At 61.7% G+C, this 24,328-nt stretch carries 24 protein-coding genes; 12 read left to right on the top strand and 12 right to left on the bottom strand.

Features of this window, described 5'->3' with window-relative positions; genetic code table 11:
• Positions 1–178: 178 nt before the first annotated feature.
• Positions 179–1,210 (top strand): Ldh family oxidoreductase, encoded by a 1,032-nt coding sequence (locus tag M5G18_RS15865; protein ID WP_127798027.1) that lies wholly within the window; start codon positions 179–181, stop codon positions 1,208–1,210.
• A 56-nt stretch (positions 1,211–1,266) separates the two neighbouring features.
• Here the strand turns inward: M5G18_RS15865 and M5G18_RS15860 are convergent, their stop codons facing one another.
• Positions 1,267–1,584: an ElaB/YgaM/YqjD family protein gene (locus M5G18_RS15860; RefSeq protein ID WP_007957537.1), complete on the bottom strand. Its 318-nt coding sequence runs from the start codon at positions 1,582–1,584 to the stop codon at positions 1,267–1,269.
• A 153-nt stretch (positions 1,585–1,737) separates the two neighbouring features.
• Here M5G18_RS15860 and M5G18_RS15855 point away from each other — a divergent pair, with 153 nt between their 5' ends.
• Positions 1,738–1,992, top strand: a complete 255-nt coding sequence (locus M5G18_RS15855) for a hypothetical protein (RefSeq protein WP_007957535.1) — start codon at positions 1,738–1,740, stop codon at positions 1,990–1,992.
• Here the strand turns inward: M5G18_RS15855 and M5G18_RS15850 are convergent, their stop codons facing one another.
• Positions 1,993–2,907, bottom strand: coding sequence for a LysR family transcriptional regulator (locus M5G18_RS15850; protein ID WP_221535450.1), 915 nt, complete (start codon positions 2,905–2,907; stop codon positions 1,993–1,995).
• An 84-nt stretch (positions 2,908–2,991) separates the two neighbouring features.
• On the opposite strand from M5G18_RS15850, the gene M5G18_RS15845 reads away from it, so the two are divergent.
• Positions 2,992–3,915, top strand: a complete 924-nt coding sequence (locus tag M5G18_RS15845) for a carbon-nitrogen hydrolase family protein (protein ID WP_273900206.1) — start codon at positions 2,992–2,994, stop codon at positions 3,913–3,915.
• A gap of 12 nt (positions 3,916–3,927) precedes the next feature.
• Here the strand turns inward: M5G18_RS15845 and M5G18_RS15840 are convergent, their stop codons facing one another.
• The 3 genes from M5G18_RS15840 to M5G18_RS15830 all read right to left on the bottom strand — a co-directional run bounded on the left by M5G18_RS15840 (position 3,928) and on the right by M5G18_RS15830 (position 6,936).
• A complete protein-coding gene (locus M5G18_RS15840) occupies positions 3,928–4,401 on the bottom strand; it encodes an LEA/WHy family protein (RefSeq protein ID WP_007957522.1) in 474 nt (157 codons plus the stop codon).
• 69 nt (positions 4,402–4,470) lie between these two features.
• Complete coding sequence (locus M5G18_RS15835) at positions 4,471–5,937, bottom strand: nucleobase:cation symporter-2 family protein (RefSeq protein ID WP_273900207.1); 1,467 nt, start codon at positions 5,935–5,937, stop codon at positions 4,471–4,473.
• A gap of 99 nt (positions 5,938–6,036) precedes the next feature.
• The gene (locus tag M5G18_RS15830) at positions 6,037–6,936 is read right to left on the bottom strand and encodes a LysR family transcriptional regulator (protein ID WP_273900208.1); all 900 of its coding nucleotides are present in this window, start codon (positions 6,934–6,936) and stop codon (positions 6,037–6,039) included.
• 99 nt (positions 6,937–7,035) lie between these two features.
• Between M5G18_RS15830 and M5G18_RS15825 the strand changes: the two genes are divergently transcribed.
• The 6 genes from M5G18_RS15825 (at position 7,036) to M5G18_RS15800 (ending at position 12,051) form a co-directional block, all read left to right on the top strand.
• On the top strand, positions 7,036–8,127 hold the full coding sequence (locus tag M5G18_RS15825; protein ID WP_273900209.1) for a polyamine ABC transporter substrate-binding protein: 1,092 nt from the start codon (positions 7,036–7,038) through the stop codon (positions 8,125–8,127).
• 26 nt (positions 8,128–8,153) lie between these two features.
• Positions 8,154–9,113, top strand: coding sequence for an agmatinase (gene speB / locus M5G18_RS15820; RefSeq protein WP_273900210.1), 960 nt, complete (start codon positions 8,154–8,156; stop codon positions 9,111–9,113).
• 88 nt (positions 9,114–9,201) lie between these two features.
• A complete protein-coding gene (locus M5G18_RS15815) occupies positions 9,202–9,918 on the top strand; it encodes a helix-turn-helix transcriptional regulator (protein ID WP_085603962.1) in 717 nt (238 codons plus the stop codon).
• A gap of 51 nt (positions 9,919–9,969) precedes the next feature.
• Entirely contained in the window at positions 9,970–10,311 is a 342-nt protein-coding gene (locus M5G18_RS15810; RefSeq protein WP_007957516.1) for a nuclear transport factor 2 family protein, read from the top strand.
• A gap of 22 nt (positions 10,312–10,333) precedes the next feature.
• Complete coding sequence (zapE, locus tag M5G18_RS15805) at positions 10,334–11,452, top strand: cell division protein ZapE (protein ID WP_273900211.1); 1,119 nt, start codon at positions 10,334–10,336, stop codon at positions 11,450–11,452.
• 17 nt (positions 11,453–11,469) lie between these two features.
• Complete coding sequence (locus M5G18_RS15800; RefSeq protein ID WP_085745792.1) at positions 11,470–12,051, top strand: DinB family protein; 582 nt, start codon at positions 11,470–11,472, stop codon at positions 12,049–12,051.
• Positions 12,052–12,173: 122 nt separating this feature from the next.
• Here M5G18_RS15800 and M5G18_RS15795 read toward each other — a convergent pair whose 3' ends face one another.
• The 4 genes from M5G18_RS15795 to M5G18_RS15780 all read right to left on the bottom strand — a co-directional run bounded on the left by M5G18_RS15795 (position 12,174) and on the right by M5G18_RS15780 (position 17,101).
• Positions 12,174–12,380, bottom strand: a complete 207-nt coding sequence (locus M5G18_RS15795) for a hypothetical protein (protein WP_273900212.1) — start codon at positions 12,378–12,380, stop codon at positions 12,174–12,176.
• 185 nt (positions 12,381–12,565) lie between these two features.
• Positions 12,566–14,812 (bottom strand): TonB-dependent siderophore receptor, encoded by a 2,247-nt coding sequence (locus M5G18_RS15790; RefSeq protein ID WP_273900213.1) that lies wholly within the window; start codon positions 14,810–14,812, stop codon positions 12,566–12,568.
• A 143-nt stretch (positions 14,813–14,955) separates the two neighbouring features.
• Positions 14,956–16,707 carry a phosphoethanolamine transferase CptA gene (locus tag M5G18_RS15785; protein ID WP_273900214.1) on the bottom strand — a complete coding sequence of 584 codons (1,752 nt, stop codon included), beginning with the start codon at positions 16,705–16,707 and terminating at the stop codon, positions 14,956–14,958.
• Between the two features lie 211 nt (positions 16,708–16,918).
• A complete protein-coding gene (locus M5G18_RS15780; protein ID WP_273900215.1) occupies positions 16,919–17,101 on the bottom strand; it encodes a DUF6026 family protein in 183 nt (60 codons plus the stop codon).
• 272 nt (positions 17,102–17,373) lie between these two features.
• Between M5G18_RS15780 and gnd the strand changes: the two genes are divergently transcribed.
• Genes gnd through M5G18_RS15765 form a run of 3 tightly spaced genes read left to right on the top strand, consistent with a single transcriptional unit; the run spans position 17,374 to position 20,680 of the window.
• On the top strand, positions 17,374–18,354 hold the full coding sequence (gene gnd / locus M5G18_RS15775; RefSeq protein WP_273900216.1) for a phosphogluconate dehydrogenase (NAD(+)-dependent, decarboxylating): 981 nt from the start codon (positions 17,374–17,376) through the stop codon (positions 18,352–18,354).
• Positions 18,351–19,874: a glucose-6-phosphate dehydrogenase gene (gene zwf / locus M5G18_RS15770; protein WP_273900217.1), complete on the top strand. Its 1,524-nt coding sequence runs from the start codon at positions 18,351–18,353 to the stop codon at positions 19,872–19,874. Before gnd ends, zwf begins: the two co-directional genes overlap by 4 nt.
• Positions 19,871–20,680, top strand: a complete 810-nt coding sequence (locus tag M5G18_RS15765) for an HAD family hydrolase (protein ID WP_273900218.1) — start codon at positions 19,871–19,873, stop codon at positions 20,678–20,680. Before zwf ends, M5G18_RS15765 begins: the two co-directional genes overlap by 4 nt.
• Before the next feature lie 45 nt (positions 20,681–20,725).
• Here M5G18_RS15765 and nhaB read toward each other — a convergent pair whose 3' ends face one another.
• The 3 genes from nhaB to M5G18_RS15750 all read right to left on the bottom strand — a co-directional run bounded on the left by nhaB (position 20,726) and on the right by M5G18_RS15750 (position 24,142).
• Positions 20,726–22,228 (bottom strand): sodium/proton antiporter NhaB, encoded by a 1,503-nt coding sequence (nhaB, locus tag M5G18_RS15760; RefSeq protein ID WP_273900219.1) that lies wholly within the window; start codon positions 22,226–22,228, stop codon positions 20,726–20,728.
• A 74-nt stretch (positions 22,229–22,302) separates the two neighbouring features.
• The gene (locus M5G18_RS15755) at positions 22,303–23,592 is read right to left on the bottom strand and encodes an NHL repeat-containing protein (RefSeq protein WP_273900220.1); all 1,290 of its coding nucleotides are present in this window, start codon (positions 23,590–23,592) and stop codon (positions 22,303–22,305) included.
• Between the two features lie 283 nt (positions 23,593–23,875).
• Positions 23,876–24,142, bottom strand: a complete 267-nt coding sequence (locus M5G18_RS15750) for a hypothetical protein (RefSeq protein ID WP_230730800.1) — start codon at positions 24,140–24,142, stop codon at positions 23,876–23,878.
• Between the last annotated feature and the right edge of the window lie 186 nt (positions 24,143–24,328).

The following is a 24,328-nucleotide window of genomic DNA, read 5'->3' as shown; positions in this document are numbered from 1 at the left end:
TTGAGGGGGCGCGTGGATACGCGCGGACAGGTCGAGACTCAAGGCTAGGGCGGCTAGCCACCGCTCAGGTGGTAGATAAATATTGCGGGGTTGACAGGTAACCGGCCGGCCATGGTTAATCCTCGGGCGGGTTGTTCGTTCGCTGTTGTTCCCTCCAATAATTACTCTGGAGCTTCAGATGTCTGCGCCACACGATCATGCGGTCTCGTCCACGGTTTCGCTGGACGAGCTGACTCAACTGCTGGAAACGATTTTCACCCGTCACGGCACCTCGGCCGAAGTCGCCAGAACCCTGGCCGCCAACTGCGCCAATGCCGAACGGGATGGCGCGCACAGTCACGGCGTATTCCGGATTCCCGGTTATGTCTCGACGCTCAACAGCGGCTGGGTCAACGGCCAGGCCGTGCCGAAGGTCGAGGATGTGGCTTCAGGGTTCGTCAGTGTCGATGCCGGCAACGGTTTTGCCCAACCTGCGCTGGCGGCGGCGCGTCCACTGTTGGTGGAGAAGGCCCGCAGCGCCGGGATCGCGGTGCTGGCGATCCGTAATTCCCATCACTTCGCCGCGCTGTGGCCGGACGTCGAGCCTTTCGCCGATGAAGGCCTGGTGGCGTTGAGCGTGGTCAACAGCATGACCTGCGTGGTGCCCCACGGTGCCGACCGGCCATTGTTCGGCACCAACCCGATTGCCTTTGCCGCGCCTCGGGCCGACGGTGCGCCTATCGTGTTCGACCTGGCCACCAGCGCCATCGCCCATGGCGACGTGCAGATCGCCGCGCGCAAGGGCGAGAAACTGCCGGCGGGCATGGGGGTCGACAGTCTCGGTCAGCCGACCTGCGACCCAAAAGCGATTCTGGAAGGCGGCGCGTTGCTGCCGTTTGGCGGGCACAAAGGCTCGGCGCTGTCGATGATGGTCGAGCTGCTGGCCGCCGCGCTGACCGGCGGCAATTTCTCGTTCGAGTTCGACTGGAAGAACCATCCGGGGGCCAAGACTCCATGGACTGGCCAACTGCTGATCGTCATCGACCCGAGCAAGACCGCCGGGCAAAGCTTTGCCGAACGCAGTCAGGAACTCGTGCGGCAGATGCACGGGGTGGGGCTCAAACGTTTGCCGGGGGATCGGCGGCATTTGCAGCGGGCCAAGTCATTGGCCAAAGGGATCGAGCTGGATCAACAGACGCTGTCGCAACTGCGTGAGCTGGCCGGTGAATGAGTGTTTGCCGGACATGAAAAAGGCGAGCCCGAGGGCTCGCCTTTTTTTGTTCGCGCTCAGCGGCGACCGAGCAGCAATCCGACCACCAGACCGAACCCGGCGGAAATCGCCACGGTCTGCCACGGGTGTCCGCCGATGTAGCTCTCGGTGGCGTCCACCGCCGGTTTGGTGCGGTCACGCACGCTGGTGACCGAATCCAGCGCCTGCTGCAGTTTCTGGGCGATTTGCCCGCGCAGGGTCTCCGCTTCCTCGCCGACCAGCGAGGCACTGCTCTTGAGCAGTTTTTCCGACTCTTCGATCAGCGCCTGAAGTTCGCTGAAGGCCTGGTCCTTGATTTGGTCTTCGGCGGCTTGAACGGCGGTTTTCCGGGCCATTGGGTGACTCCTTGCAGGTGAATGGACAGTGAACAATGGAGTGTGGCGCGACTTGAAAAGTTGCAGCGATTTTCCATCCGGAGCAAAAACCAGCGTCAGAGGTTTCCGTCCAGCGTGTAAGATGTCGCCATTTCATGCAGCAGGTAATTCCCGATGAGTTTCAATCTGGCCGACAAATCCCTCGCAGAGCGCGCCGCGCTGGAAGATGAAAAATCCCGACTGTTCGAACTCTGGCAGAACAATCTGGGCAAAGCCAAGGGCGAAGCCGCGCGGTTGTTTGGCGAGCGCTCCAAGCGCAAGGGCAAGTGGGCTGAATTCGTGCGCGCCGAACTGGACGGCATGTCGCCGCCGGAATTCGCCAACATGGTGCGCAGTGAAGTCAATCGCCTGATGGCGGCCAACAAGTAATCACTCGGCCCTGAAGCTGGCGCCAATCGCTTCGCGCACAGTCAGCACCACCGGATCGATCTGGGTGCTGGTGCGCCAGCCCAGTTCGATCGGGTAACGCGGCAGCGCCAGCGGGCAGGGCAGCAGCGCCAGCCCGCTCATTGAGGCAATAGCCTGCGCCGCGTGGGTCGGAATGGTCGCCACCGCATCGCTGCCCTTGAGCAGATGCGGCAACGCCGCGAAATGCGTGGTCGAGGCGCAGACCCGGCGACTGCGGCCCAGCGCCGCCAGCCCTTCATCGGTGATCCCGATAAAACCGCCCGACGACACCAGAAGGTGCTCACGGGTGACGAATTCTTCCAGATCGATCTGCTGCTGGCCGGGCGCAAGGCTCGCCGGATCCACCAAACACGCATAACCCCCTTCACCCAGCACCTGACGGCTGAGCAGCCGCTCGGCAAATCCGCCGGCGGTGATCGCCAGATCGATGCTGCGCTCCATCAGCGCGCGGGCGACGATCTGGCTGTGGGTCTGGCGGAAGATCAGCCGCAGTTTCGGCGCGCGGCGGGCGATTTCCTCGATCAGCCGGCGGCCGTAGGCGATCTCGAAGTCATCCGAGAGGCCCACGGTGACCGAGCGTCCTTCGTAGTGATGGGCGGTCGGGTCGACCATGGCCAGGCTTTGCCGGCACTTGTTCAGCGCATCGCTGACCACCGGTTTCAACTGATTGGCTTTGAGCGTCGGCGCCAGCCCCCGACCGGTGCGCACGAACAATTGATCGCCATACACCTCGCGCAACCGGCGCAAAGCCGCGCTGACCGCCGACTGGGTCACGCCCAGACGCAACGCCGCGCGGCTGGCGCTGGACTCTTCATGCAGGGCTTCGAAGACTTTCAGCAGGTTGAGGTCGACGGTCGCGATATTCATTTGGCTCATATCATTCAGCAGTGGATCGGTCTTTATTCATGATCCCGTGGCGCCGGAGAATGAGCAACACCTGAACTTCACGGAGTGACCGCCATGCCCAAATCAATCGTTGCCGCCCTGCAGATCGGCGCCTTGCCCGGTGGCAAGGCTGACACCCTGGAACAGATCCTGAGCTGGGAAACCGCGATCATCGAATCCGGCGCCGCGCTGGTGGTGATGCCCGAAGCGTTGCTCGGCGGTTACCCGAAAGGCGAGGGCTTCGGCACGCAGCTGGGTTACCGCTTGCCGGAAGGGCGCGAGGCCTACGCCCGTTACTTCGCCAACGCCATCGATGTGCCGGGCGCGGAAACCGAAGCGTTGGCCGGGCTGTCGGCGCGCACGGGGGCTAACCTGGTGATCGGCGTGATCGAACGGGCCGGCAGCACCTTGCATTGCACGGCGCTGTATTTTGACCCGCAGGCGGGCCTTGTGGCCAAACACCGCAAACTGATGCCGACCGGTACCGAACGGCTGATCTGGGGTAAAGGCGACGGTTCGACGCTACCGGTACTCGACACCCAGGTCGGCAAGCTCGGCGCGGTGATCTGCTGGGAAAACATGATGCCGCTGCTGCGCACGGCGATGTACGCCAAGGGTATCGAGGTCTGGTGCGCCCCGACCGTGGACGAGCGCGAGATGTGGCAGGTCAGCATGCGCCACATCGCCCATGAAGGGCGCTGCTTTGTGGTCAGCGCCTGTCAGGTGCAGGCCTCGCCGAATGAACTGGGTGTGGAAGTCGCCAACTGGCCGGGGGAGCGACCGTTGATCGCCGGTGGCAGCGTGATCGTCGGGCCGATGGGGGATGTGCTGGCCGGGCCGTTGCGCGGCGAGGCCGGGCTGCTCACCGCCGAGATCGACACCGAAGAACTGGTGCGCGCCCGCTACGACTACGACGTGGTCGGCCACTATGCGCGGCCGGATGTGTTCGAGTTGAGTGTCGACGAGCGGGCCAAACCCGGGGTGCGTTTCACCGCCTGATGACCGTGCTGTTTACCAGGTGGCAGCACTGGCCCTCGGCAGACTCAGCTTGCCGGTGTCGACAAAGCGCATCGTGCCAAACAGCCCGCCCGCCAGTTTGCCGCGCAGCACATAGGGCAGGTTGTCGAGGGTTTGGGTCTGGCTCAGGCCCAAGGTCTGGCGCAGCACCGAGAACGCGGAAATGCTCACCGGGACACTGACGATGGTTTCGGAAAACCGTGGAATCGAGCCGCTCTGATCGCTCACACCCGACGCCAGCGAGTGACCGTTGACCTCCAGATCCAGCGCGATGCCGTTGTAGTCGATGGGCGTTTCGTTGGGGTTCTGCACCCGCAGCTTGATTGCGAAGCGCACTTCCAGATCCTGGCTCGGCAACGGTTCCAGGCCGACCACGTTGATGTTCACCGGGTCGCGGTTGGGGAACAGCGCACAGGCGCTGAGGGAGAGCAGAAGCAGGGACAGGATGACGGCTTGGAGGCGGCGCATTGATGCTCTCTCATTGAAAAAGGGCTGAACCGTTGCCGGTATCAGCCCTTTTTCATGGAGCGGACAGGATCAACGGTTCAACTGTGCGACAGCGGCCGTTGATGCGGGTTCAGCTTTGGCCGGCAGGTCGGGGTTTTCCATGACCTGAAGGATAGAGGCTTCCGGGTCGAAGTCATCTTCTTCCAGTTCGATGAATTCTTCCGGCAGGAAGATATTCAGCACGATGGCACACAGCGCGCCGACGGTGATTGGCGACTCGAAGATATTGCGCAGCGCGTGCGGCAATTCGCGCAGCACTTCAGGCACGGCGGCGATGCCCAGGCCCATGCCGACGGAAATCGCCACGATCAGCATGTTGCGCCGATGCAGGCCGGCCTCGGCGAGGATCTTGATCCCGGCCACGGCCACGGTGCCGAACATCACCAACTCCGCGCCGCCGAGTACCGGTTTTGGCATCAGTTGCAGCACAGCGCCGATCATCGGGAACAGACCGAGCAGCACCAACAGGCCGGCAATGAAGAACGCCACGTAACGGCTGGCCACGCCGGTGAGCTGAATCACCCCGTTGTTCTGGGCGAAAGTCACCATCGGCATGCTGTTGAACACGGCGGCCATGGCCGAGTTGAGGCCATCGGCGAGCAACCCGGACTTGATCCGGCGGATGTACAGCGGGCCTTTGACCGGCTGACGGGAAATCATCGAGTTGGCGGTCAGGTCCCCGGCGGCCTCAAGCGGCGACACCAGGAAAATCACCGCCACCGGCACGAACGCCACCCAGTCGAAGTTGAAACCGTACTTGAACGGCACCGGCACGCTGACCACCGGCACTTCGGGCAGGTTGGCGAAATCCACGGTGCCCATCAGCCACGCCACCACGTAGCCGAGGGTCAGGCCGATGACAATCGCGCCCAACCGCAGGAACGGCACATCAACCCGGTTCAATACCACGATGGTGCCCAGCACCAGCGCTGCCAGGAACACGTGACTGGCCGCGCCCAGATCCGCCGCGCCGAAGCCGCCGGCAATGTCGGTCATCGCCACTTTGATCAGCGACAGGCCCATCAACGTGATGATGGTGCCGGTCACCACCGGGGTGATCAGCATGCGCAATTTGCCGATGAACTGGCTCAGCACCACTTCGATAAACGCGGCAAAGAAACACACGCCGAAGATCGTCGACAGGATTTCATCGGTGCCGCCGCCCCGGGCCTTGACCATGAAACCGGCGCTGAGAATCACGCTGATAAAGGAAAAACTGGTGCCTTGCAGGCACAGCAGCCCCGAACCGACCGGGCCGAAGCGCTTGGCCTGAACGAAGGTGCCGAGACCCGAGACGAACAGCGCCATGCTGATCAGGTACGGGATTTCACTTTGCAGGCCTAGGGCGCCGCCCATGATCAGGGTCGGGGTGATGATGCCGACGAAGCTGGCCAACACGTGTTGCAGGGCGGCAAACACCGTTGCGGTGAAGTGGGGACGGTCGTTGAGGCCGTAGATCAGATCGTTGTTGCGCGGGGCTTTTTCAGAGACGGTCATGGTGGTTTGCGTGCCGCAATGCGGGGCCGGGTCGGAAAATGGGTGCGCAGGATGCCGTAAGAGGGGAGCGAGGGCAACGCATTAAAACTGCCCAAAAGGTCAGGTTCGACCAAAGGCTGACAGCAGATCTTCTTCAAACGCCTTTTGCGCGTCTCCCGGTACTTGCGCCCGATGGCGAGCAAGATGGAACGCCACGTCAAAGCTCAACTCGCCTTCGCGCACCGGTCGCAGCAGGCCCTTGTCCTGCCATTGGCGCGCGTAATGGTTGGGCAGATAACCGACGTGTTTGCCGGACAGAATGAAGGCGAGGGTGCCTTCGACCTGTTCCGAGCGCGCCGAGCAGACCTTGCCCTGGAACGGCTCGTCACTGCGCAGGAACCGGTAGGGGTGATCGACCCGGTCGCAGGCCTGCAACGCGGCGTCATCGGGAGCATCGTTGGTGAACAGAGGATGGCCGGGCGCGCAGTACAAATGCTGGGTTTCGCTGAACAGTTCGCGGTAGTCGAACGCGCTCTGCACTTGGGAGAAGTAACCGATGGCCAGGTCCAGCCGTTGTTGCAGCAACAGACGCTCCATTTCGCCGGGCATGGCGCTGATCAGCTCGATACGCACCGATTCGTCCCGCTCGCGAAACCGCCGGATTGCATCCGCCACCCGTTGCAGCACCGACTGATCGACCGCTTCCGATAGACCCAAGCGCACTTCACCGATCAAGCGTCCGGCGACGCCGTTGGATTGATGGCGGAAGGTTTCGATCGAATCGAACAGCGCCCGCGCGGCAATCAACAGTTGCTCGCCCTTGGGCGTCAGGCTGAAACCGCCCTTGCCACGGTTGCACACCCGATAGCCGAGGCGCGTCTCAAGCTTGGCCATTTGCTGGCTGATGCTCGACTGGCTCAGGCCCAATTCACCCTGCGCAGCGCTGAAACCATTGGATTCGACCACGCCGAGAAACAGCCGCAGAAGCTGAAGATCGACATCGTGGAGCTGACCGAGCATCACATTACTCCGGGATAAAGTCAGGTTAACAAACTTGATATTTCTCGAATGTATCCGACGGCGCATCCTGCCACCACTTCCTTCGGTCAGGTGTTCGTCATGGCTCCCGTCTTCAAGCTGTGTTTGCCCGCTTTGTTGCTTACCGTCTCCATCGCTGCCCAGGCCGAAGAGAAAACCCTCAATCTCTACAGCTGGGCCGATTACGTGGCGCCTGAAACCTTGCAGCGCTTCGAAAAGGAAACCGGCATCCACGTGCGCTACGACACCTTCGATACGTCCGAGGTGCTGGAAACCAAACTGCTCACCGGCGGCAGCGGTTATGACGTGGTGGTGCCGTCGTCCAGCGTGCTGGCCCGTGGGTTGGCCGCCGGCGCGTTGAAGGAAATCCCTCACGAAGGGCTCAAGGGTTACGCCAATCTCGATCCGGATCTGCTGGAAAAACTGGCGGCGGTCGATCCCGGCAACCGCTACGGCGTGCCATACACCTGGGGCACGCTGGGGTTGGGCATGAACGTCGAGGCAGTCAAACAGCGGCTGCCGGACGTGCCGCTCAACAGCCTCGATCTGCTGTTCAAGCCTGAATACGCCAGCAAACTCAAGGATTGCGGGATTGCGATTCTCGACTCGCCGCAGGAAGTGATCGGCCTAGCGCTGCACTATCTCGGTAAAGATCCCTACAGCACCGACAAGACCGATCTGGCGGCCGCCGAAGCCTTGTTGCAGAAGTTGCAGCCTTCGGTGCTGTACGTCGCCACCGGCCGGCAGATCAGCGATCTGGCCAACGGCAGCGTCTGCCTGGCGCTGACCTACAACGGTGACGCGAGCATGGCCGCCGATCAGGCGCGCAAGGCCAACAAGCCGTTTGAGGTCGCTTACCGGATCCCGAAGGAAGGCACGCTGGTGTGGCAGGACAACCTCGCCATCCCCAAAGATGCGCCGCACCCCGAGGCCGCACGCACCTTCATCGAGTTCATGTTGCGCCCCGAATCCGTGGCGGCCCTGACCAATACGCTGTTCTTTGCCACCGCCAACCAGGCCGCCACGCCGCTGGTGGATGAGGCGGTACGCAACGACCCGGACATTTTCCCGAAACCCGACGTGCGCGAGCGGCTGTACGCCGACCACAGCATGAGCCTCAAGGACATGCGTCAGCGCACACGCCTGTGGACCACTTTCCGTAGCCGCCAATAGCCCTTCATAACAACAGGAACACACCGATGGACGTGCCCATGCAAAACGATCAGGCCCTGACCCGTGACAGCCTTTTCGGCACCGCCGCCGAAAGCACCTACGCCGGGATCACCAGTTTCATGCGCCGGCGCTACAGCCGTGACTTGCGCGGCGTGGACGTGGCGGTCAGCGGTGTGCCGTTCGACACCGCCACCAGCAACCGTCCGGGCGCGCGTTTCGGGCCGCGCGGGATTCGTGCGGCGTCTACCGGGATTGCCTGGGAACGGCACTGGCCATGGGCGTTCGACCCGTTCGATCATCTGGCGGTGATCGACTACGGCGATTGCGACTTCGATTACGGCTCGCCACACACCATCCCGGAAAGCATCGAGGCCCACGCCGAGCACATCCTCAGCTCCGGCAGCGCGATGCTCACCTTTGGCGGCGACCACTTCATCAGCTATCCGCTGCTCAAGGCCCATGCGCGCAAGCACGGCACGCTGTCGCTGATCCACTTCGATGCCCACAGCGACACCTGGCCGGACGAGGGTGGCAAGCGGGTCGATCACGGCACCATGTTCTGGCACGCGGCGCGGGAAGGACTGGTGGATCCGGCGCGTTCGGTGCAGATCGGCTTGCGCACCACCAACGACGATCATCAGGGCTTTCAGGTGCTGGACGCCCGGCAGGTGCATCGCCGTGGTTGCGAAGCGATCATCGAGGCCATTCGCGCGCGGGTCGGGGATAACCCGGTGTACCTGACGTTCGACATCGATTGCCTCGACCCGGCCTTCGCGCCGGGCACCGGCACCCCGGTGTGCGGCGGGTTGAGCACGGTGCAGGCGCTGGAGATCCTTGGCGGCCTGCGCGGGATCAATCTGGTGGGCATGGACGTGGTGGAAGTGGCGCCGGCCTATGACCATGCAGACGTGACGTCGCTGGCGGCGGCGACCCTGGCCATGGAGATGCTCTGCCTGTACGCGGCCCGGCACAAAGTCGACGCGTGATCCCCTCCGAGCCTGGTGAAAGCTCCTGACAATTTCTGACACCAGGCTCTGCTAAGCTCCGGCAAATTTTTGCCCGGAGCCGCACACCGTGTCGCGAACCACTCGACTGTTGACCCTGTTGCAAGTGCTGCGTGGCAAGAAACGCCCGGTCACAGCAGCGACGCTGGCCTCCGAGCTGGAAATCTCCGAACGCACGCTCTATCGCGACATCGCCGAACTGACCGCACTCGGCGCGCCGATCCATGGCGAGGCGGGCATCGGTTACGTGCTGCGCAGCGGTCTGTTTCTGCCGCCGCTGATGCTCAACGCCGACGAGACCGAAGCCATCGTGCTGGGTCTGCGTTATGTCGATCAGCGTGGCGACGAGGTCCTGAGCAAGGCCGCGGCGGATGCGCTGGCGAAAATCGCTGCGGTGCTGGACCCGCAGGCTCAGGAAGCATTGCGCAACCCGACCGTCATGCCCGGGCCTTCGGGTTACGGCTTCCCGCAAAACGCGGTGCCGTTGAACGTTTTCCGCCATGCGATCCGCGATCAGGCCAAACTGCACATCGATTACGCCGATGCGCAGCAGGTGCAGAGCCAGCGCTTGATCTGGCCGCTTGCGCTGGGTTTTCTCAACGAGGTGCGGATCATCGTCGCGTGGTGTGAATTGCGCGGCGCCTATCGCACGTTTCGCACCGACCGGATTGCCGCCGCCAGCCTGCAGGGCGAGCGCTATCCGGGGCGGCGCAGCGACCTGTTGCGCACCTGGCAACGGCAGATGCAACTGGACGAAAACGGCCGTTTCACTCCTGACAGGAACTGACGCAGGGCTGTTCTAGGATGGCGACAGAACCCGAAAAAAGGAGCTGTAACCATGTTCCATCCCACCTCGATCCTCGCCCCGGCCATCGTTGAGTACATCAACGCCGCCAATGCTCGCGATACGTCCCGGGTCGGCAGTTTTTTTGCCGAGGATGCCCATGTGTTCGATGAAGGCCATCATCAGGTCGGCCCGCAGGCCATCGCCAACTGGATGCAAGACACCGCCCAGCGCTATCAGCCGCGGGTCGAAGTGCTCGGCGTCCAGCAGCGCACCGGCAAGGTGCTGGTGCAAGGGCTGATTTCCGGAACGTTTCCCGGCAGCCCGCTGGAGCTGCGCTACACGTTCCGGCTCAACGAACAGGGCAAAATCGCTCGGCTGGATATTTCCCTGTAGCCATCGTGGCATACTGCCGCGCATGACTTTCGACTCCCCCCTGAGCGCCTGGCAATACGCCGTCGACCACAAGGGCTTCATCCAGGATGAAGCCCAGGAACACGCGGTCTGGGCCTTGCAAAAATGCCATGAAGCCCTGCACGCCGGTGCCCGTTCGGTCACCGGCGTTTACCTGTGGGGCCCGGTCGGGCGCGGCAAGACCTGGCTGATGGATCAATTCCACCAAAGCCTGCGGGTGCCGGCGCGGCGGCAACACTTTCATCACTTTATGGGCTGGGTGCACCAGCGTTCCTTTCAGTTGACCGGGATTGCCGATCCATTGCGGGCCCTGGCCCGTGAGTTGGCGGCCGAGGTGCGGGTGCTGTGTTTCGATGAGCTGTTCGTCAATGACATCGGTGACGCGATCATTCTCGGTCGGCTGTTTCAGGTGATGTTCGACGAAGGCGTGGTGGTGGTCTGCACCTCCAACCTGCCGCCGGATCAGCTGTATGCCGACGGCTTCAACCGCGATCGCTTCCTGCCGGCGATCACCGCGATCAAGCAGCACATGCAAGTGGTCGCGGTGAATGGCGCTGAAGATCACCGATTGCATCCCGGCGCCGTCGAGCAGCGTTACTGGGTCGCTCTGCCGGAGCAGCAGAGCGCGCTAAGTCAGGTGTTCGACGCATTGGCCGCCGGGCAGACCGTCAGTGCCGAACCGGTGCCGGTCGGTTATCGAGCCTTGAACGTGGTGCAGGCCAGCGATTCGGTGCTGTGGTGCCGTTACGCCGAACTGTGCGAGCAACCGTTCGCCGCCATGGATTTCATCGCGCTGTGCGACACCTACCGGGCTATCCTGTTGAGCGAGGTGCCGAACCTTAGCGCGAAAAAACGCGAAGGGCGGATTGCCCGTGGCACCGAGGACGGCGCGGAGCGGGTGGTGGCCGGCGACCGCGAATTGCCGCAACTGTCGGTGCACGATGACGGCGTGCGCCGCTTCATCGCGCTGGTCGACGAGTGCTACGACCGCAAGGTGCCGTTGTACATCGAGGCCGAAGTGCCGATGGACGCGCTGTACACCGAGGGCTACCTGGAATTCCCGTTCCGCCGGACCCTCAGCCGCTTGCAGGAGATGCAGCTGCAACGCTTCGCCGAAACCTGAAACACGGAGGGCGCGACATGACTCAGCCACTGTCCCACCATTTGCTGACCATGGCTTATCAGAATGCCTGGGCCAACCATCGACTGGCCAAGGCCTGGAGTCAGCTCGACGACGCGCAGCTGGCCGCGCCACGGGTCAGTTTCTTCCCGAGCATCCGCCTGACCCTCAATCACATCCTCACCTGCGACTGGTTCTACGTCGACGCGCTGGAACGCGAGTTGCGCGGTGACGAACCGCATCCCGATTGCTATGTGTTCTTCAACGCTGATGAACCTTTCACCGAGGCGCAGGCCTTGCGCCGTGAACAAGCCCATGTCGACCGCCGCTTGATTGCTTACTGCGAGCAACTGCGCGATGCCGATCTGGGGCGCATCGTCACCATCGCCCGTGACACGCCGCAACACGACAGTCGCCTGCGGATGATCTCGCACCTGTTCGAGCACCAGATCCATCATCGCGGCCAGGTCCACGCCATGCTCAGCGGCACTTCGGTGAAACCGCCGCAGCTGGACGAGTTTTTCTGTGCCGGCGAGTCCGGTTTGCGAGCCGAGGATTTCGCCGAACTGGGCTGGACCGAAGAACTCATCTGGGGCCACTGACGTCTTGCGTCCCGCCCGTTCAAGGATCTGCAGGCATAAAAAAAGGCGCCCGGTAAGGGCGCCCAACTGTCATCTGCGGGGCCAGAGCGGAGCCATCGCAGGTCCATCGGTAAAGCGTTCGCTCAAGGGCGATAGGACTCGGTGACCTGGGCGGTCTGGTCGTCCGGAACCTTGAGTTCGCTGGTCTTCGCGTCAGCCTGCTGACTTTGTACGGAATGAACCGGGAAATTGGCCCAGTAATGTCTCATGCGCTCGGCGCCGCCTTCGGCGAATGCGCTGGCGGATGCGAGGGTGAGTAGACCGGCAAGGATTGCAGTCGTGGTTTTCATGGTGCCTCCTACGAAAAATGTCGGAGCCGTTCGTCCATGAATCAGGGCCTCGGGGCGCAGTGTCCGCCGAGGGCATTAACAAGAGGTTAACGCTCGTTCAGTGTAGGTTTTGCCGGGTGTTCCCACGGCGTATCGGACGAACGCTGCACGCGTGAATGACGCGTGCAGGTCGTAAGGGAAGGGCGTCAGAGTTTCCAGTCGAGGCTCAGCGTCACGGTGCGAGGATCGCCCCAGAACACGCCGTTGTAGAAGCCAACGTTGTCGTAATACTTCTTGTCGAACAGGTTGTCGACGTTGAAGGATGCCGACAGGTGTTTGTCGAACTCATAACGCGACATCAACTTCACCACCGTGTAAGCGTCCTGACTGATTCGCGCCCGTTCGGTGATGATCCGGCCGTTGGCGTTGCGTCCGACCGGGCGGTTGGAATTGCCATAGACGTCGCTCTGCCAGTTCACCGCGCCGCCCACGGTCAGGGCGTTCCAGTTGCCCGGCAGGCGATAGGCCGTGGACAGACGGAACAGGTTCAGGGGCTGATTGGTATTGCTGCGCTCTTTCTCGCCATTGACCGAGTGGGTGTAGGTGTAGCCGGCGGTCATGTTCCAGCCGTCGAGGATCTCGCCCGAGACCTCGGCTTCGAAACCGTTGACCTTGTTGCCCTTGCCGCCGGACTTGTAGAACTCTTCCTGGGTCACCGGATCCGGTGGGACCGAATCATCCACTTCGGCGACGTTGTCCTGCTTGCTCCAGAAAATGGCGGTGGCCAGATTCAGGCGTTCGTCCAGCAGGCTGCCCTTGAGTCCGATTTCATAGTTGCTGCCGACGATCGGTTCGATGAACTTGCGGTTGGCGTCGCGGTAGGTCTGCGGTTTGAAGATGTCGGTGTAGCTGGCGTAAACGGTGTACTCCGGCGTCAGGTCATAGAGCAGGCCGGCGTAGGGCGTCCACATGTCGTTGTGCTGCTGGCGGCTGGCATCGACGCTTTCCAGTTGCAGGTTGTCGTCGAAGGTGTTGGCCGTTTTTGACGCCTTCCAGCTGCCGTAGCGGGCGCCGAGCACGGCGTGCAAGTCGTCCGTCAGGCTCAGGCGGGTCGCCAGGTAACCGGCTTTTTGTTCCGTGCTTTCCTTTGAACCGGTGAGGCCGGTCACCGTGTCCGGGAACTTGGCGATGTCGCCCATGTACTTCCAGTCGCGGATGGTGCTGTAGTCGCTCGCAACCGCTCCGTCGACGGTATAGGGCGAGCTGGAGCTGCGTTCGGCTTCGCCATAACCGATCATCAACTGATGCTCGCGACCGAGCAGCGAGTAGGGGCCGGACAGGTTGAAGTCGTACGCCTTCATGCGCTGCGGGCCGATCATGTGTGAGCTGTAAGCGGTCATGCCGCTGCGATCCGGTTCGGGGAAACCGGCACCGGCGTAGTAGACCTTGCCGTCGGTGTCGCTCTTGCGGTGGGTGTAGGCGGCTTTCAGGTGCCAGTCGCCCGCCAGGCTTTGATCGAGGGTGGCGAACGCTGTCTTGTCGCGCAGCGGCCAGGAGCTCCAGGAGGTCGCCATGTTGGTCGAGCGTCCGAGGCTGGCCTTGCTGCCGTCGGCGTTCCAGTACGGCAAGGTGCCCCACGAAGAGCCTTGCACCTGTTTGTCCTGATAGTCGTAACCGACGGCCAGTACGGTGGAGTCGGTCAGGTCGGCTTCGAGGATGCCGTAGCCGACTTCCCGTTGCAGGGCGTACTTGTCGCGAAACGATCCCTGGTCGCGGTAGGCCAGCACGCTGCGACCGCGCAGGCGCCCGTCGAACGCCAGTGGGCCGCCGACATCGACGTAACTGTAGTAATCGTCATAGCTGCCGCCGCTCGCACCGGCCTGAGCCTGCCATTGTGCGGTCGGGCGTTTGCGTACCATGTTGATGGTCGCCGACGGGTCGCCTGCACCCGTGGTCAGGCCGGTGGCACCACGCACGACTTCGATGCGGTCGTAGATGATGGTGTCCGAATCGGACTTCATGTACTGGAAGGTGTTGAGCATCCCGTCGATCTGGAAATTGTTGATCGAGTAGCCGCGGGACGAATAGCTGACCCGGTCCGAGTCGTTGTGCTGCACCACGATGCCGGTGGTCTGGCTCATGGCTTCGGACAATGTACCGAGCTTGAAATCATCCATCTGCTGGCGGGTGACCACGGACACCGACTGCGGGGTTTCCTTGATCGAGAGGTTCAACCGGGTCGCCGTGCTCATGGCGCCGGTGGTGTAGGCGTGGGTGTTTTCAGTGGTGCTGCCCAGGCCTTGGGCGGTGACGCTGGTGGAGGCAAGCTCCAGTGCCGGCGCAGCGGGCGTCGACTGCTTTTCGGTGTCGGTTTCAGCCAGCAGATCCGGGCTCAGTGCAACACTGCACAGGCCGAGGGTGAGGGTCATGGAACGGGTGATGGGCGCGAACATCGCAGCCGACTCCTTGTCTTCGAGGGAAAAATTCCGTTTGCTCAAAGACGAAGGCGAGCGGTGCGATTTAGTATCAAACGAGAAATATTGTTATTTGAAGATGTTTCAGTTTCATGAAAAAGGGCCGTTTCCGGCCCTTTTTGTTACTCCTGCAGCACCACTTCTGTGGTCGTGCCTGCGGGTTTTTTCGGCTTCATCAGGCTGAAGTCGATCAGGGCCCGCTGTTCACGTTCGTAAGGGTTGCCGATCAACAGCGGACGCGGCTTGAAGCTGTCGCTGACCAGGCTCTTGCTGCGGTCGAGTTCATCGAAACTCAAACCGGCCAGATCCGCCCAGGTGTGGATCAGGTGCGAGCTGCTGTAAGGGCGGCTCAGATCCCCGGCAAAACTCCAGTCGTGGTTTTCACGCCACTTTGGCGACGCCCAGGCCATGAACGGAATGGTGTACATCGGCGCCGTCGGCTTGTTTTCGTTGCGGCCCAGCGTGCTGTGTCCCACCGAGTCGAATACGTCTTCACCGTGATCGGAGAGGTACAGCAAAAAGCCGTTCGGATCGGATTTGGCGTAGTCCTTGATCAGGCTCGAGACCACGAAATCGTTGTACAGCACCGCGTTGTCGTAGCTGTTGTAGGTCGGCACCTGATCGTCACGCACGCCGGCCGGAACGCCGTTGCGATCCTGGAACTTGTCGAAGCTCGGCGGATAACGGTACTGGTAGCTCATGTGCGTGCCGAGCAGATGCACGACGATCAACTTGCGCGGTGCCGCGTCGGCCAGGGCCTTGTTGAACGGCTCGATCACGTCGCCGTCGTACTGGGCGGCGTTCTGGTTGCGGTTGTTGTTCAGGTACACCTGCTCGTCGGCCTGTTCGGAGAACGTCGTGAGCATGGTGTTGCGCTTGGTCATGGTCTGCTGGTTGGTGATCCAGAAGGTCTTGTAGCCGGCCTGTTTCATCATGCTGACCAGCGACGGCGTGGACAGGTACAGGTCCGGGTTTTCTTCGTCGGCGAAGGTCAGCACCTGTTGCAGCGCCTCGATGGTGTAAGGGCGCGGGGTGATGACGTTGTCGAACACCGACAGCTGATCCTTGAGCTTGTCCAGTTCCGGCGTGGTTTTACGCGGGTAACCGTAAAGGCTCATGCGCTGGCGGTTGGTGGATTCGCCGATGACCAGCACCAGGGTCGCCGGCTGGTTGGCGCCCGAGTCCTTGAGGTTTTTCAGCGGCGGGATCTTGCTCGCGCTGTGCAGCATGCCCTGCATGTCGGCCAGGGTTTCCTGATAGCGGTGATAAGCCACGGCCATCTGCCAGGGCACGGCCGGCTCGATGCGGGTTTCGAATTTCTCGAAGCCTTGCTCAAAACTGCCGGTGCGCATTGTCTGCTTGACCAGCGGATAACCGATCACGGCCACCAGAATCGCCATGGCGGCGACGAACGCGCGGCCACGGGGCAGGTAAACAGGACGCAGGCGGGTCCACAGGAAATACGCGAACGCGGTGTGCGCGAGGAACGCCGGGACCATCCACCAGGCGAAGTACTGGGTCATGTACTCGCCGGCTTCGGACACGTTCGACTCGAACATGATGAAGATCACGCTCTGGGAGAATTCCTGCTGGTAGATGAAGAAGTAACCCAGGCTGGCCATCGAGCAGGCCCACAACACCACACCGATCAGCGCGGCGAGCAAACGGGTGCGTTTGGGGAACAGCAGCATTGGCGCGAGCCACACGGCGCTCATCACGAAGGCCTGGCGAAAGCCTGTGAACCCTGAAGTGCCCGTCAACTGGATCAGCAGTTGGGTGATACCGGAGAAGTACCAGAAGAACACGAACAGCCAGAGAAAACCGGCCCAGTCGAAACCTGTCGCAGTCGTATTGCTGCGTTTGAACACCGCCATTCAGCACTCCAGCTCAGTCGTCACATCCACCGCCGGGCGCTTCATGTAACCGCGCATGAACCCGACGAACGGAAGCCATGCGCAGACACGCACGGCCAGAATGCGCCGGAGTATCAACAAGCGAATGTGAAAACTTTGTTAGTTGCCGGAAGCGGCTGGAGGTGCAGCATGTCGGGAACGGCAATGGCCGCTCCCGAAGCGGGCGGGGCGATCAGGCGTGTGGCGAGCGCTGCACGCGTGGCAAGGGCTGCGGCTCGGCGCCCTGGGTCAGCAGGCGCAATTGCGCGAGTTCCTGCTTGAGCTGATCGCGTTCATCTTTCAACTGACGCAATTCATCGCGACGGATGGTGACGTACAGGGTTTGTGCCGGCATTGCTGTGTGTACTGTGCCCATTGCTCACCTCGCAAATGGCGTGTCTCAACTGCAGATCAGCTCCAGTTTCGGGCCTTGACCTGCTATCGGCGCCGATTTTGATTTCTTTTGCTCGTGAATGGAACTTTTTTATTTTTCATGGTCGTTGTGTCTTCGGCACGTTTCCAGACGTTATCAGTCTGGATCGGGCACAATGCACGGAAACTTCAACCCGACGCTCTGGACTAACCTCCATTAGTCGCGTTGGGCTATACCTTTGACACACTTTTATTTGTAGTAAGGAGCATCAGCACATGCAACTCGGGATTATTGGACTGGGCCGCATGGGCGGCAATATTGCGCGACGTCTGATGCTCAACGGTCACACCACCGTTGTTTACGACCGCAATACCGCCTTTGTCGACACCCTGGCCGCCGAGGGCTCTACCGGCGTCGCCGACCTGCCTGCACTGGTCGCAGGCCTGGCCAAGCCGCGTGCGGTGTGGGTCATGCTGCCGGCCGGCGCACCGACTGAAGACACCATCGAAACCCTGAGCACGCTGCTTGAGGCGGGCGACACCATCATCGATGGCGGCAACACCAACTACAAGGACGACATCCGCCGGGCCAGGACCCTGGCCGAGAAAGGCCTGCACTACATCGACGTCGGCACCTCCGGCGGCGTCTGGGGCCTGGAGCGCGGCTACTGCATGATGATCGGCGGCGATGCCGAGACCGTTAAGCGTCTGGATCCGCTGTTCGCCGCGCTGGCGCCGGGCATGGGCGACATCCCGCGCACCAAGGACCGCAAGTCCGATGACCACCGCGCCGAGCACGGCTACATCCACGCAGGTCCCGCCGGTGCCGGTCACTTCGTCAAGATGATCCACAACGGGATCGAGTACGGCATGATGGCGGCCTTCGCCGAAGGCTTCGACATCCTCAAGACCAAGTCCAGCGAGCGCCTGCCGGAAGATCAGCGTTTCGACCTGAACGTGGCCGACATCGCCGAAGTCTGGCGTCGTGGCAGCGTGGTGTCGTCCTGGCTGCTCGACCTGACTGCCGATGCTTTGGCCAGCGATCCGAAACTCGACGGTTTCTCGGGCTCCGTGGCGGACAGCGGCGAAGGCCAATGGACCATCGAAGCGGCCATGGAACAAGCAGTGCCGGTACCGGTGCTGTCCAACTCGCTGTTCTCGCGCTACCGCTCGCGCGGCCAGGGCACTTTCGGCGACAAGATTCTTTCGGCCCAGCGCTTCGGCTTCGGCGGCCATGTGGAGACGCCTAAGAAATGACCCATACGATCCGCAGGAAATCCAAGGCAGAACCCGCGCCACCGACCACGCTGTTTCTGTTCGGCGCCCACGGTGATCTGGTCAAGCGCCTGCTCATGCCGGCGCTGTACAACCTGAGTCGCGACGGCCTGCTGGATGATGGCCTGCGGATCGTCGGCGTTGACCACAACGCCATCACCGATGAAGCCTTCGCGCAAAAGCTCGAAGACTTCATCCGCACCGAAGTGGCAGCGAAGGTCGGCAAGGGCGATCAGATGCTTGATCCGGCCTTGTGGGCCAAGCTCGCCAAAGGCATCAGCTACGTCCAGGGCGATTTCCTGGACGACAGCACTTATTCAGCCCTGGCGGCGAAAATCGCCGACAGCGGCACTGGCAATGCGGTGTTCTACCTGGCCACCGCGCCACGTTTTTTCAGCGAAGTGGTGCGCCGTCTCGGCAGCGCCGGGTTGCTCGAAGAAACCCCGGAAGCTTTCAGAAGGGTGGTGATCGAAAAACCGTTCGGCTCCGACCTGCAAACCGCAGAGGCGTTGAACGCCTGCCTGCTCAAGGTCATGTCGGAAAAGCAGATCTACCGGATCGATCACTATCTGGGCAAGGAAACCGTGCAGAACATTCTGGTCAGCCGGTTCTCCAACAGCCTGTTCGAAGCGTTTTGGAACAATCACTACATCGACCACGTGCAGATCACCGCCGCCGAAACCGTCGGTGTCGAAACCCGTGGCAGTTTCTACGAACACACCGGCGCCCTGCGGGACATGGTGCCCAATCACCTGTTCCAGTTGCTGGCCATGGTGGCAATGGAACCACCGGCCGCGTTCGGCGCCGATGCGGTGCGGGGCGAGAAGGCCAAGGTAGTCGGCGCGATCCGCCCCTGGACCATCGAAGAAGCACGGGAAAATTCGGTGCGCGGCCAATACAGCGCCGGTGAAGTCGCTGGCAAACCGGTGGCCGGTTATCGCGACGAGAACAACGTCTCGCCCGAAAGCACCACGGAAACCTACGTGGCGCTCAAAGTGATGATCGACAACTGGCGCTGGGTCGGCGTGCCGTTCTACCTGCGTACCGGCAAACGCATGAGCGTGCGCGACACCGAGATCGTCATCTGCTTCAAACCGGCGCCGTATGCGCAGTTCCGGGACACCGAGGTCGACGAATTGCAGCCGACCTACCTGCGTATCCAGATCCAGCCCAACGAAGGCATGTGGTTCGACCTGCTGGCCAAACGGCCGGGGCCGGCGCTGAACATGGCCAATATCGAGCTGGGTTTCGCCTACAAGGATTTCTTCGAAATGCAGCCGTCCACCGGCTACGAAACCCTGATCTACGACTGCCTGACCGGTGACCAGACGCTGTTCCAGCGTGCTGACAACATCGAGAACGGCTGGCGCGCGGTGCAGCCGTTCCTTGACGCCTGGCAACAGGACGCGAGCGTGCAGAGTTACGCTGCGGGCGAAGACGGGCCGAAAGCCGCCGATGATCTGCTGACTCGCGATGGTCGCGTCTGGCATGGTCTCGGATGAGCGAGCCGATCCGTTTTCTGTTGAGTGACATGGACGGCACGCTGTTGCTGCCCGATCACAGCCTGAGCCAGCGCACCATCGATGCCGTTCGTGCGCTGCGCGAGGCAGGCGTGTTGTTTAGCCTCGCCACCGGGCGCCCGCCCAAAGCCATGCTGCAGCAGATCGAGGCCCTGGGCGTCGATCTGCCGACGGCGGCGTTCAATGGCGGCACGATCGTCAACCCGGATGGCAGCATTCTGGTTGCGCATTACCTTCCCGTAACGGCGGCACTGACTGCACTGGCGTTGTTCGCCGATCAGCCGGATGTCGAAATCTGGGTGTTCAGCGGTGGCGACTGGCTGCTTAAGGATCCGCACGGGCCGATGGTGCCGCGCGAGCAGCATGGGCTCGGTTATCCGCCGGTGGTGGTGGATAGCTTCGAGCCGTATCTGGAGCGTATCGACAAGATCGTCGCGACCAGCAACAACACTGATCTGCTGATCGAGTTGGAGGCGCGGTTGCTGCCGAAGGTCGAGGGCATGGCGCAGGTGTCGCGCTCGCAACCGGTTTTCCTGGATGTGACCGCGATGGACGCCAACAAGGGTGCTGCACTGGCAACCCTGGCCGCCCATCTGGGCGTGCCGCTGGCGCAAACGGCTGCGATTGGCGATGGCGGCAATGATCCGGCGATGTTCCATGTTGCCGGGTTGTCGATAGCCATGGGGCAGGCCGAGGACGCGGTGAAGCGTCAGGCCGACGTGGTGACCGGGCCGAACACTGAGGATGGCGTGGCACAAGCCATCGAAAAGTACCTCTTGCCGCGTTGATCGAGGCATAAAAAAACGGGAGCCCCAGGGCTCCCGTTGTTGTTGCTATAGCCAGTAACTCACGGCGTACCAGCCGAGCAATCCCATCGCCACGGTGTAGGGCAACGCCATCCACACCATCCGCCCGTAGGACAAGCGCACCAGCGGTGCAATCGCCGACGTCAGCAGAAACAGAAACGCCGCCTGACCATTGGGTGTCGCCACGCTCGGCAGGTTGGTGCCGGTGTTGATCGCAATCGCCAGCGTCTCGAAGTGATCGCGGCTCATGTGCCCGGCCAGGAACGCCTGTTTCACTTCGGTGATGTAGATCGTCGCCACGAACACGTTGTCACTGATCGCCGACAGCAGGCCGTTGGCGATGAACAGCATCCCCGGCTGCTGATCGGCCGGCAATGCCAGCACCCACTGAATCAGCGGCGCGAACAGTTGCTGGTCGTGAATCACCGCCACCACGGCAAAGAACACCACCAGCAGCGCGGTGAAGGGCATGGCGTCCTTGAAGGCACTGCCCAGACGATGCTCGTCGGTGATGCCGGTGAACGCCGTGATCAGCACAATCACCATCAGACCGATCAAGCCGACTTCCGCAATATGGAACGCCAGCCCGGCAATCAGAATCAGCGCAGCGAAGCCTTGCACCAGCAGGGCGGCGCGTTGGCGTGGGGTGCGTTCGGCATTGTCTTCGGCGGCGTAGTTGGCCAGCACGGCGCGTACGTTGTCCGGCAGCAGCGTGCCGTAGCCGAACCAGCGCAGTTTCTCCAGCAGCAGGCAGGTCACCAGCCCTGCGACCAAAACGGGAAGGGAAACCGGTGCGACTTTTTGGAAGAATTCGGCGAAGTGCCAACCCATTTCATGGCCGATCAAAAGGTTCTGCGGTTCGCCAACCAGGGTGCAGACGCCGCCCAGCGCAGTACCGACGGCACCGTGCATCAACAAGCTGCGCAGGAAGGCGCGAAACTGTTCCAGATCCTCATGATGCAACCGGGGCAGATGCTGGTCATCGCTGAATTCGCTGTCCTGGCGCGGATCGTTGCCGGAGGCCACCCGGTGGTAAACCGAATAGAAGCCCACGGCAGCGCTGATGATCACTGCGGTCACGGTCAGTGCATCGAGAAACGCCGAGAGAAACGCCGACAGAAAGCAGAACATCAGGGCCAGCAGCGCCTTCGAACGCACGCCCAGCAACAGGCGCGAGAACAGAAACAGCAGCAGGTCTTTCATGAAGTAGATGCCGGCGACCATGAACATCAGCAGCAGAATCACCGGGAAATTGTGCTGCAGCTCTTCGTACAGCGCCTGGGGTGTGGTCATTTTCAGCAGCAGCGCTTCGATCAGCAGCAAGCCGCCGGGCATCAGCGGGTAGCACTTGAGCGCCATGGCCAGGGTGAAAATGAACTCGATCACCAGCAACCAGCCGGCCGCGACCGGGCCGACGGTCCACAGCACCAGTGCGTTGAGCATCAGAAACCCGACGATGCACGCCTTGTACCAGCGGGGCGAATGCCCGAGAAAATTGTGCGCGAACGCCTGGGCCATCGAACCGAACATCGGTTGCTCCTTGTTTTAAGAAGCGCGCAAGTTGCCGTAAGCGATGGGCAAGATCAAGTGTAGGAAGGTTCGCATCATTGATTCAGATAACGCGCGACCACTGCGCGGTAGTTGCCATCCAGCGAATAACCGCCCACCAGTACTTTGCCACCCGGCTGGATTGCCAGTGAAGTGGCGGTATCGAGGCTGCGGCCCAGCCGCGTACGCAACCAGCCATTACCGGCACCGAAGCTTCGATCAAGGCTGCCGTTGGCCAGATAGCGGGCAACGATGAAGTCGGCTTCAACCCCGCCGATTGTCGCGCCGACCGCGAGGGTGCGACCGTCCGGCATCGCTTGCGCTGCGCTCCACTGGCAGCCGCTGGGGCCGATTTCCAGCAAATGCGGCTGACCTCCGTTGCAGTACAGGTCGGGGCGACCGTTGCCATGAACAGAATGCGCCAAGCACCGAATCGGATCGCGACTGCTGCCAAAACAATGCAGATGCTCTGCCGATTCGATGACCTGATTGACCAGCGCGCTGCGCCCCTGAGCCTTGAAGGCCATGAAACCATCCACCGCAAAGCGTTCGTCGAGCCTTCCATCGGGAAGGTAGCGTGCGAGCAGGCCTTCCTGAGGAAAGTCGATGGAGCCGGCCACCACGATTCGTCCGTCTTCTTGCAGCAGCAAGCTGCCGAGCCAGGTATTGAGCAGCAAGTGGCGAACCATGACGAAACCCCGACCGTTGAAGGAGGGATCCAGGCGTCCGTCGGGTTTGAGGCGGATCAGCATGCCGACATGATCGGCGAGGGCGCGGTGGTGATTGGCAATCAGCAGGATATGCCCGTCTGGCTGGACGGCGAAATCGCAGGCTTCGGCGCCCGGTACGCCCGGTGGCAGCCAGGCGTCGCGGGTGCCCATGGACAGATCGCCGGGCAGATGGACGATTTTGTATCCGTTGTCGCCAAAATCCGGGTCAGCTCGGCCTTGGGTATCGAACAAGGCCAGGGCGGGCAGGGAGCGATGTTCCGATTCATAGTGCAGACCCGCCAGCAGAATCCTCCCGTCAGGCAAGACCTGAACCTTGCTGCCCGTGGCTTCGAAACCAGCGGCGAACCGCCCGATCACACTGCCCTGAAAACCGAAACCCAGATCCGCCGAGCCGTCCTCGAGCAGGCGGGCCAGACCGAAACGGCTGCCTTGAGCAGTGCCCACCTTGGCGGCGACCAGGATCCGACCTTGCGCATCGAGCGCCACGCTCTGGGTCAGGCTGGACGTGCTGCCGGCGAAGTAGACCTGCGCCACACCGTTGCTGGAAAAGGTCTTGTCGAGTTGTCCGGCGTTATTCGCAAGCGTCGGCAGCGCTATGGCGATCTGGGATGACATGCATGCTTCTCCTTGCAAGTTGACCATGTCCGGGAGCCGGGCAGGCCACTGCATGAGCGGAACATTCAATCCCTGAATACGCGCAAGTACAACTGACAGAACTAACAGGTGGAGGGTCGCACTGTGCCAGAACAGTGTCTTTTTGAACCAGTCGCAAGCCTGCCAAGCATTCAGGCGCGAAAGTGTTGAGGGAAGTTGTACAAAGAAACTTAAGTTGGAAAAGGATTCGCAACTAACAGAAGAGGGCGGATGACTGGAGCGTCATCCGCATTACCCGCAAATATCAGTGTGGCATCGACCACGATTGCAACGCGTAACCTTCTTCGCTCAGTTCGGCGCGGGCCTGTTGCAGCAGGTGTTCAAGTTGCGCCGGATCGGAGTAGGCGCTGCTTGGGATCTGGGTGCGACCGATGTGGGAGTTGGTGCGGTCAATCACGGTGAGGCAGAGTTCGCCATTGCCGTCTTGTGGGGCCCAGGCGACGCATTGAAAAGGTTTAAATGCGCGGTTGGCAATCAAAAGAGCTTCGTTGATACGGAGCGGGGCGGTCATGGGGTCTTCTCTCTTTAGTGCCCAATCAAGTGATGTGCCGTCGGTTGGGCTTACCGTTCGGCGAGTTACTTGTACTGATGCACGCAACCCGCTGGCGGGTCACACAGAATCTGAAGAAATTTCGACTTTCTTTCATACACTCAATATTCAGACAGGTTTTGAAAGCCTGGCGAAAGAATCAAGTCG

Source organism: Pseudomonas aphyarum, assembly GCF_028657055.1.
Classification (GTDB): domain Bacteria; phylum Pseudomonadota; class Gammaproteobacteria; order Pseudomonadales; family Pseudomonadaceae; genus Aquipseudomonas; species Aquipseudomonas aphyarum.
Note: the sequence above shows the minus strand (reverse complement) of the source record. Positions and strands in the feature narration are given on the sequence as shown.

Excerpts from the sequence above, each read along its gene's own strand:
- gnd (WP_273900216.1), top strand. The coding sequence starts at position 17,374 with ATGCAACTCGGGATTATTGGACTGGGCCGCATGGGCGGCAATATTGCG.
- M5G18_RS15860 (WP_007957537.1), bottom strand. The coding sequence starts at position 1,584 with ATGGCCCGGAAAACCGCCGTTCAAGCCGCCGAAGACCAAATCAAGGAC.
- M5G18_RS15790 (WP_273900213.1), bottom strand. The coding sequence starts at position 14,812 with ATGTTCGCGCCCATCACCCGTTCCATGACCCTCACCCTCGGCCTGTGC.
- M5G18_RS15840 (WP_007957522.1), bottom strand. The coding sequence starts at position 4,401 with ATGCGCCGCCTCCAAGCCGTCATCCTGTCCCTGCTTCTGCTCTCCCTC.
- M5G18_RS15765 (WP_273900218.1), top strand. The coding sequence starts at position 19,871 with ATGAGCGAGCCGATCCGTTTTCTGTTGAGTGACATGGACGGCACGCTG.
- M5G18_RS15800 (WP_085745792.1), top strand. The coding sequence starts at position 11,470 with ATGACTCAGCCACTGTCCCACCATTTGCTGACCATGGCTTATCAGAAT.
- nhaB (WP_273900219.1), bottom strand. The coding sequence starts at position 22,228 with ATGTTCGGTTCGATGGCCCAGGCGTTCGCGCACAATTTTCTCGGGCAT.
- M5G18_RS15755 (WP_273900220.1), bottom strand. The coding sequence starts at position 23,592 with ATGTCATCCCAGATCGCCATAGCGCTGCCGACGCTTGCGAATAACGCC.
- M5G18_RS15825 (WP_273900209.1), top strand. The coding sequence starts at position 7,036 with ATGGCTCCCGTCTTCAAGCTGTGTTTGCCCGCTTTGTTGCTTACCGTC.
- M5G18_RS15865 (WP_127798027.1), top strand. The coding sequence starts at position 179 with ATGTCTGCGCCACACGATCATGCGGTCTCGTCCACGGTTTCGCTGGAC.
- M5G18_RS15810 (WP_007957516.1), top strand. The coding sequence starts at position 9,970 with ATGTTCCATCCCACCTCGATCCTCGCCCCGGCCATCGTTGAGTACATC.
- zapE (WP_273900211.1), top strand. The coding sequence starts at position 10,334 with ATGACTTTCGACTCCCCCCTGAGCGCCTGGCAATACGCCGTCGACCAC.
- M5G18_RS15850 (WP_221535450.1), bottom strand. The coding sequence starts at position 2,907 with ATGAGCCAAATGAATATCGCGACCGTCGACCTCAACCTGCTGAAAGTC.
- speB (WP_273900210.1), top strand. The coding sequence starts at position 8,154 with ATGGACGTGCCCATGCAAAACGATCAGGCCCTGACCCGTGACAGCCTT.
- M5G18_RS15830 (WP_273900208.1), bottom strand. The coding sequence starts at position 6,936 with ATGCTCGGTCAGCTCCACGATGTCGATCTTCAGCTTCTGCGGCTGTTT.
- M5G18_RS15795 (WP_273900212.1), bottom strand. The coding sequence starts at position 12,380 with ATGAAAACCACGACTGCAATCCTTGCCGGTCTACTCACCCTCGCATCC.
- M5G18_RS15785 (WP_273900214.1), bottom strand. The coding sequence starts at position 16,707 with ATGGCGGTGTTCAAACGCAGCAATACGACTGCGACAGGTTTCGACTGG.
- M5G18_RS15845 (WP_273900206.1), top strand. The coding sequence starts at position 2,992 with ATGCCCAAATCAATCGTTGCCGCCCTGCAGATCGGCGCCTTGCCCGGT.
- M5G18_RS15780 (WP_273900215.1), bottom strand. The coding sequence starts at position 17,101 with ATGGGCACAGTACACACAGCAATGCCGGCACAAACCCTGTACGTCACC.
- M5G18_RS15750 (WP_230730800.1), bottom strand. The coding sequence starts at position 24,142 with ATGACCGCCCCGCTCCGTATCAACGAAGCTCTTTTGATTGCCAACCGC.
- M5G18_RS15835 (WP_273900207.1), bottom strand. The coding sequence starts at position 5,937 with ATGACCGTCTCTGAAAAAGCCCCGCGCAACAACGATCTGATCTACGGC.
- zwf (WP_273900217.1), top strand. The coding sequence starts at position 18,351 with ATGACCCATACGATCCGCAGGAAATCCAAGGCAGAACCCGCGCCACCG.
- M5G18_RS15855 (WP_007957535.1), top strand. The coding sequence starts at position 1,738 with ATGAGTTTCAATCTGGCCGACAAATCCCTCGCAGAGCGCGCCGCGCTG.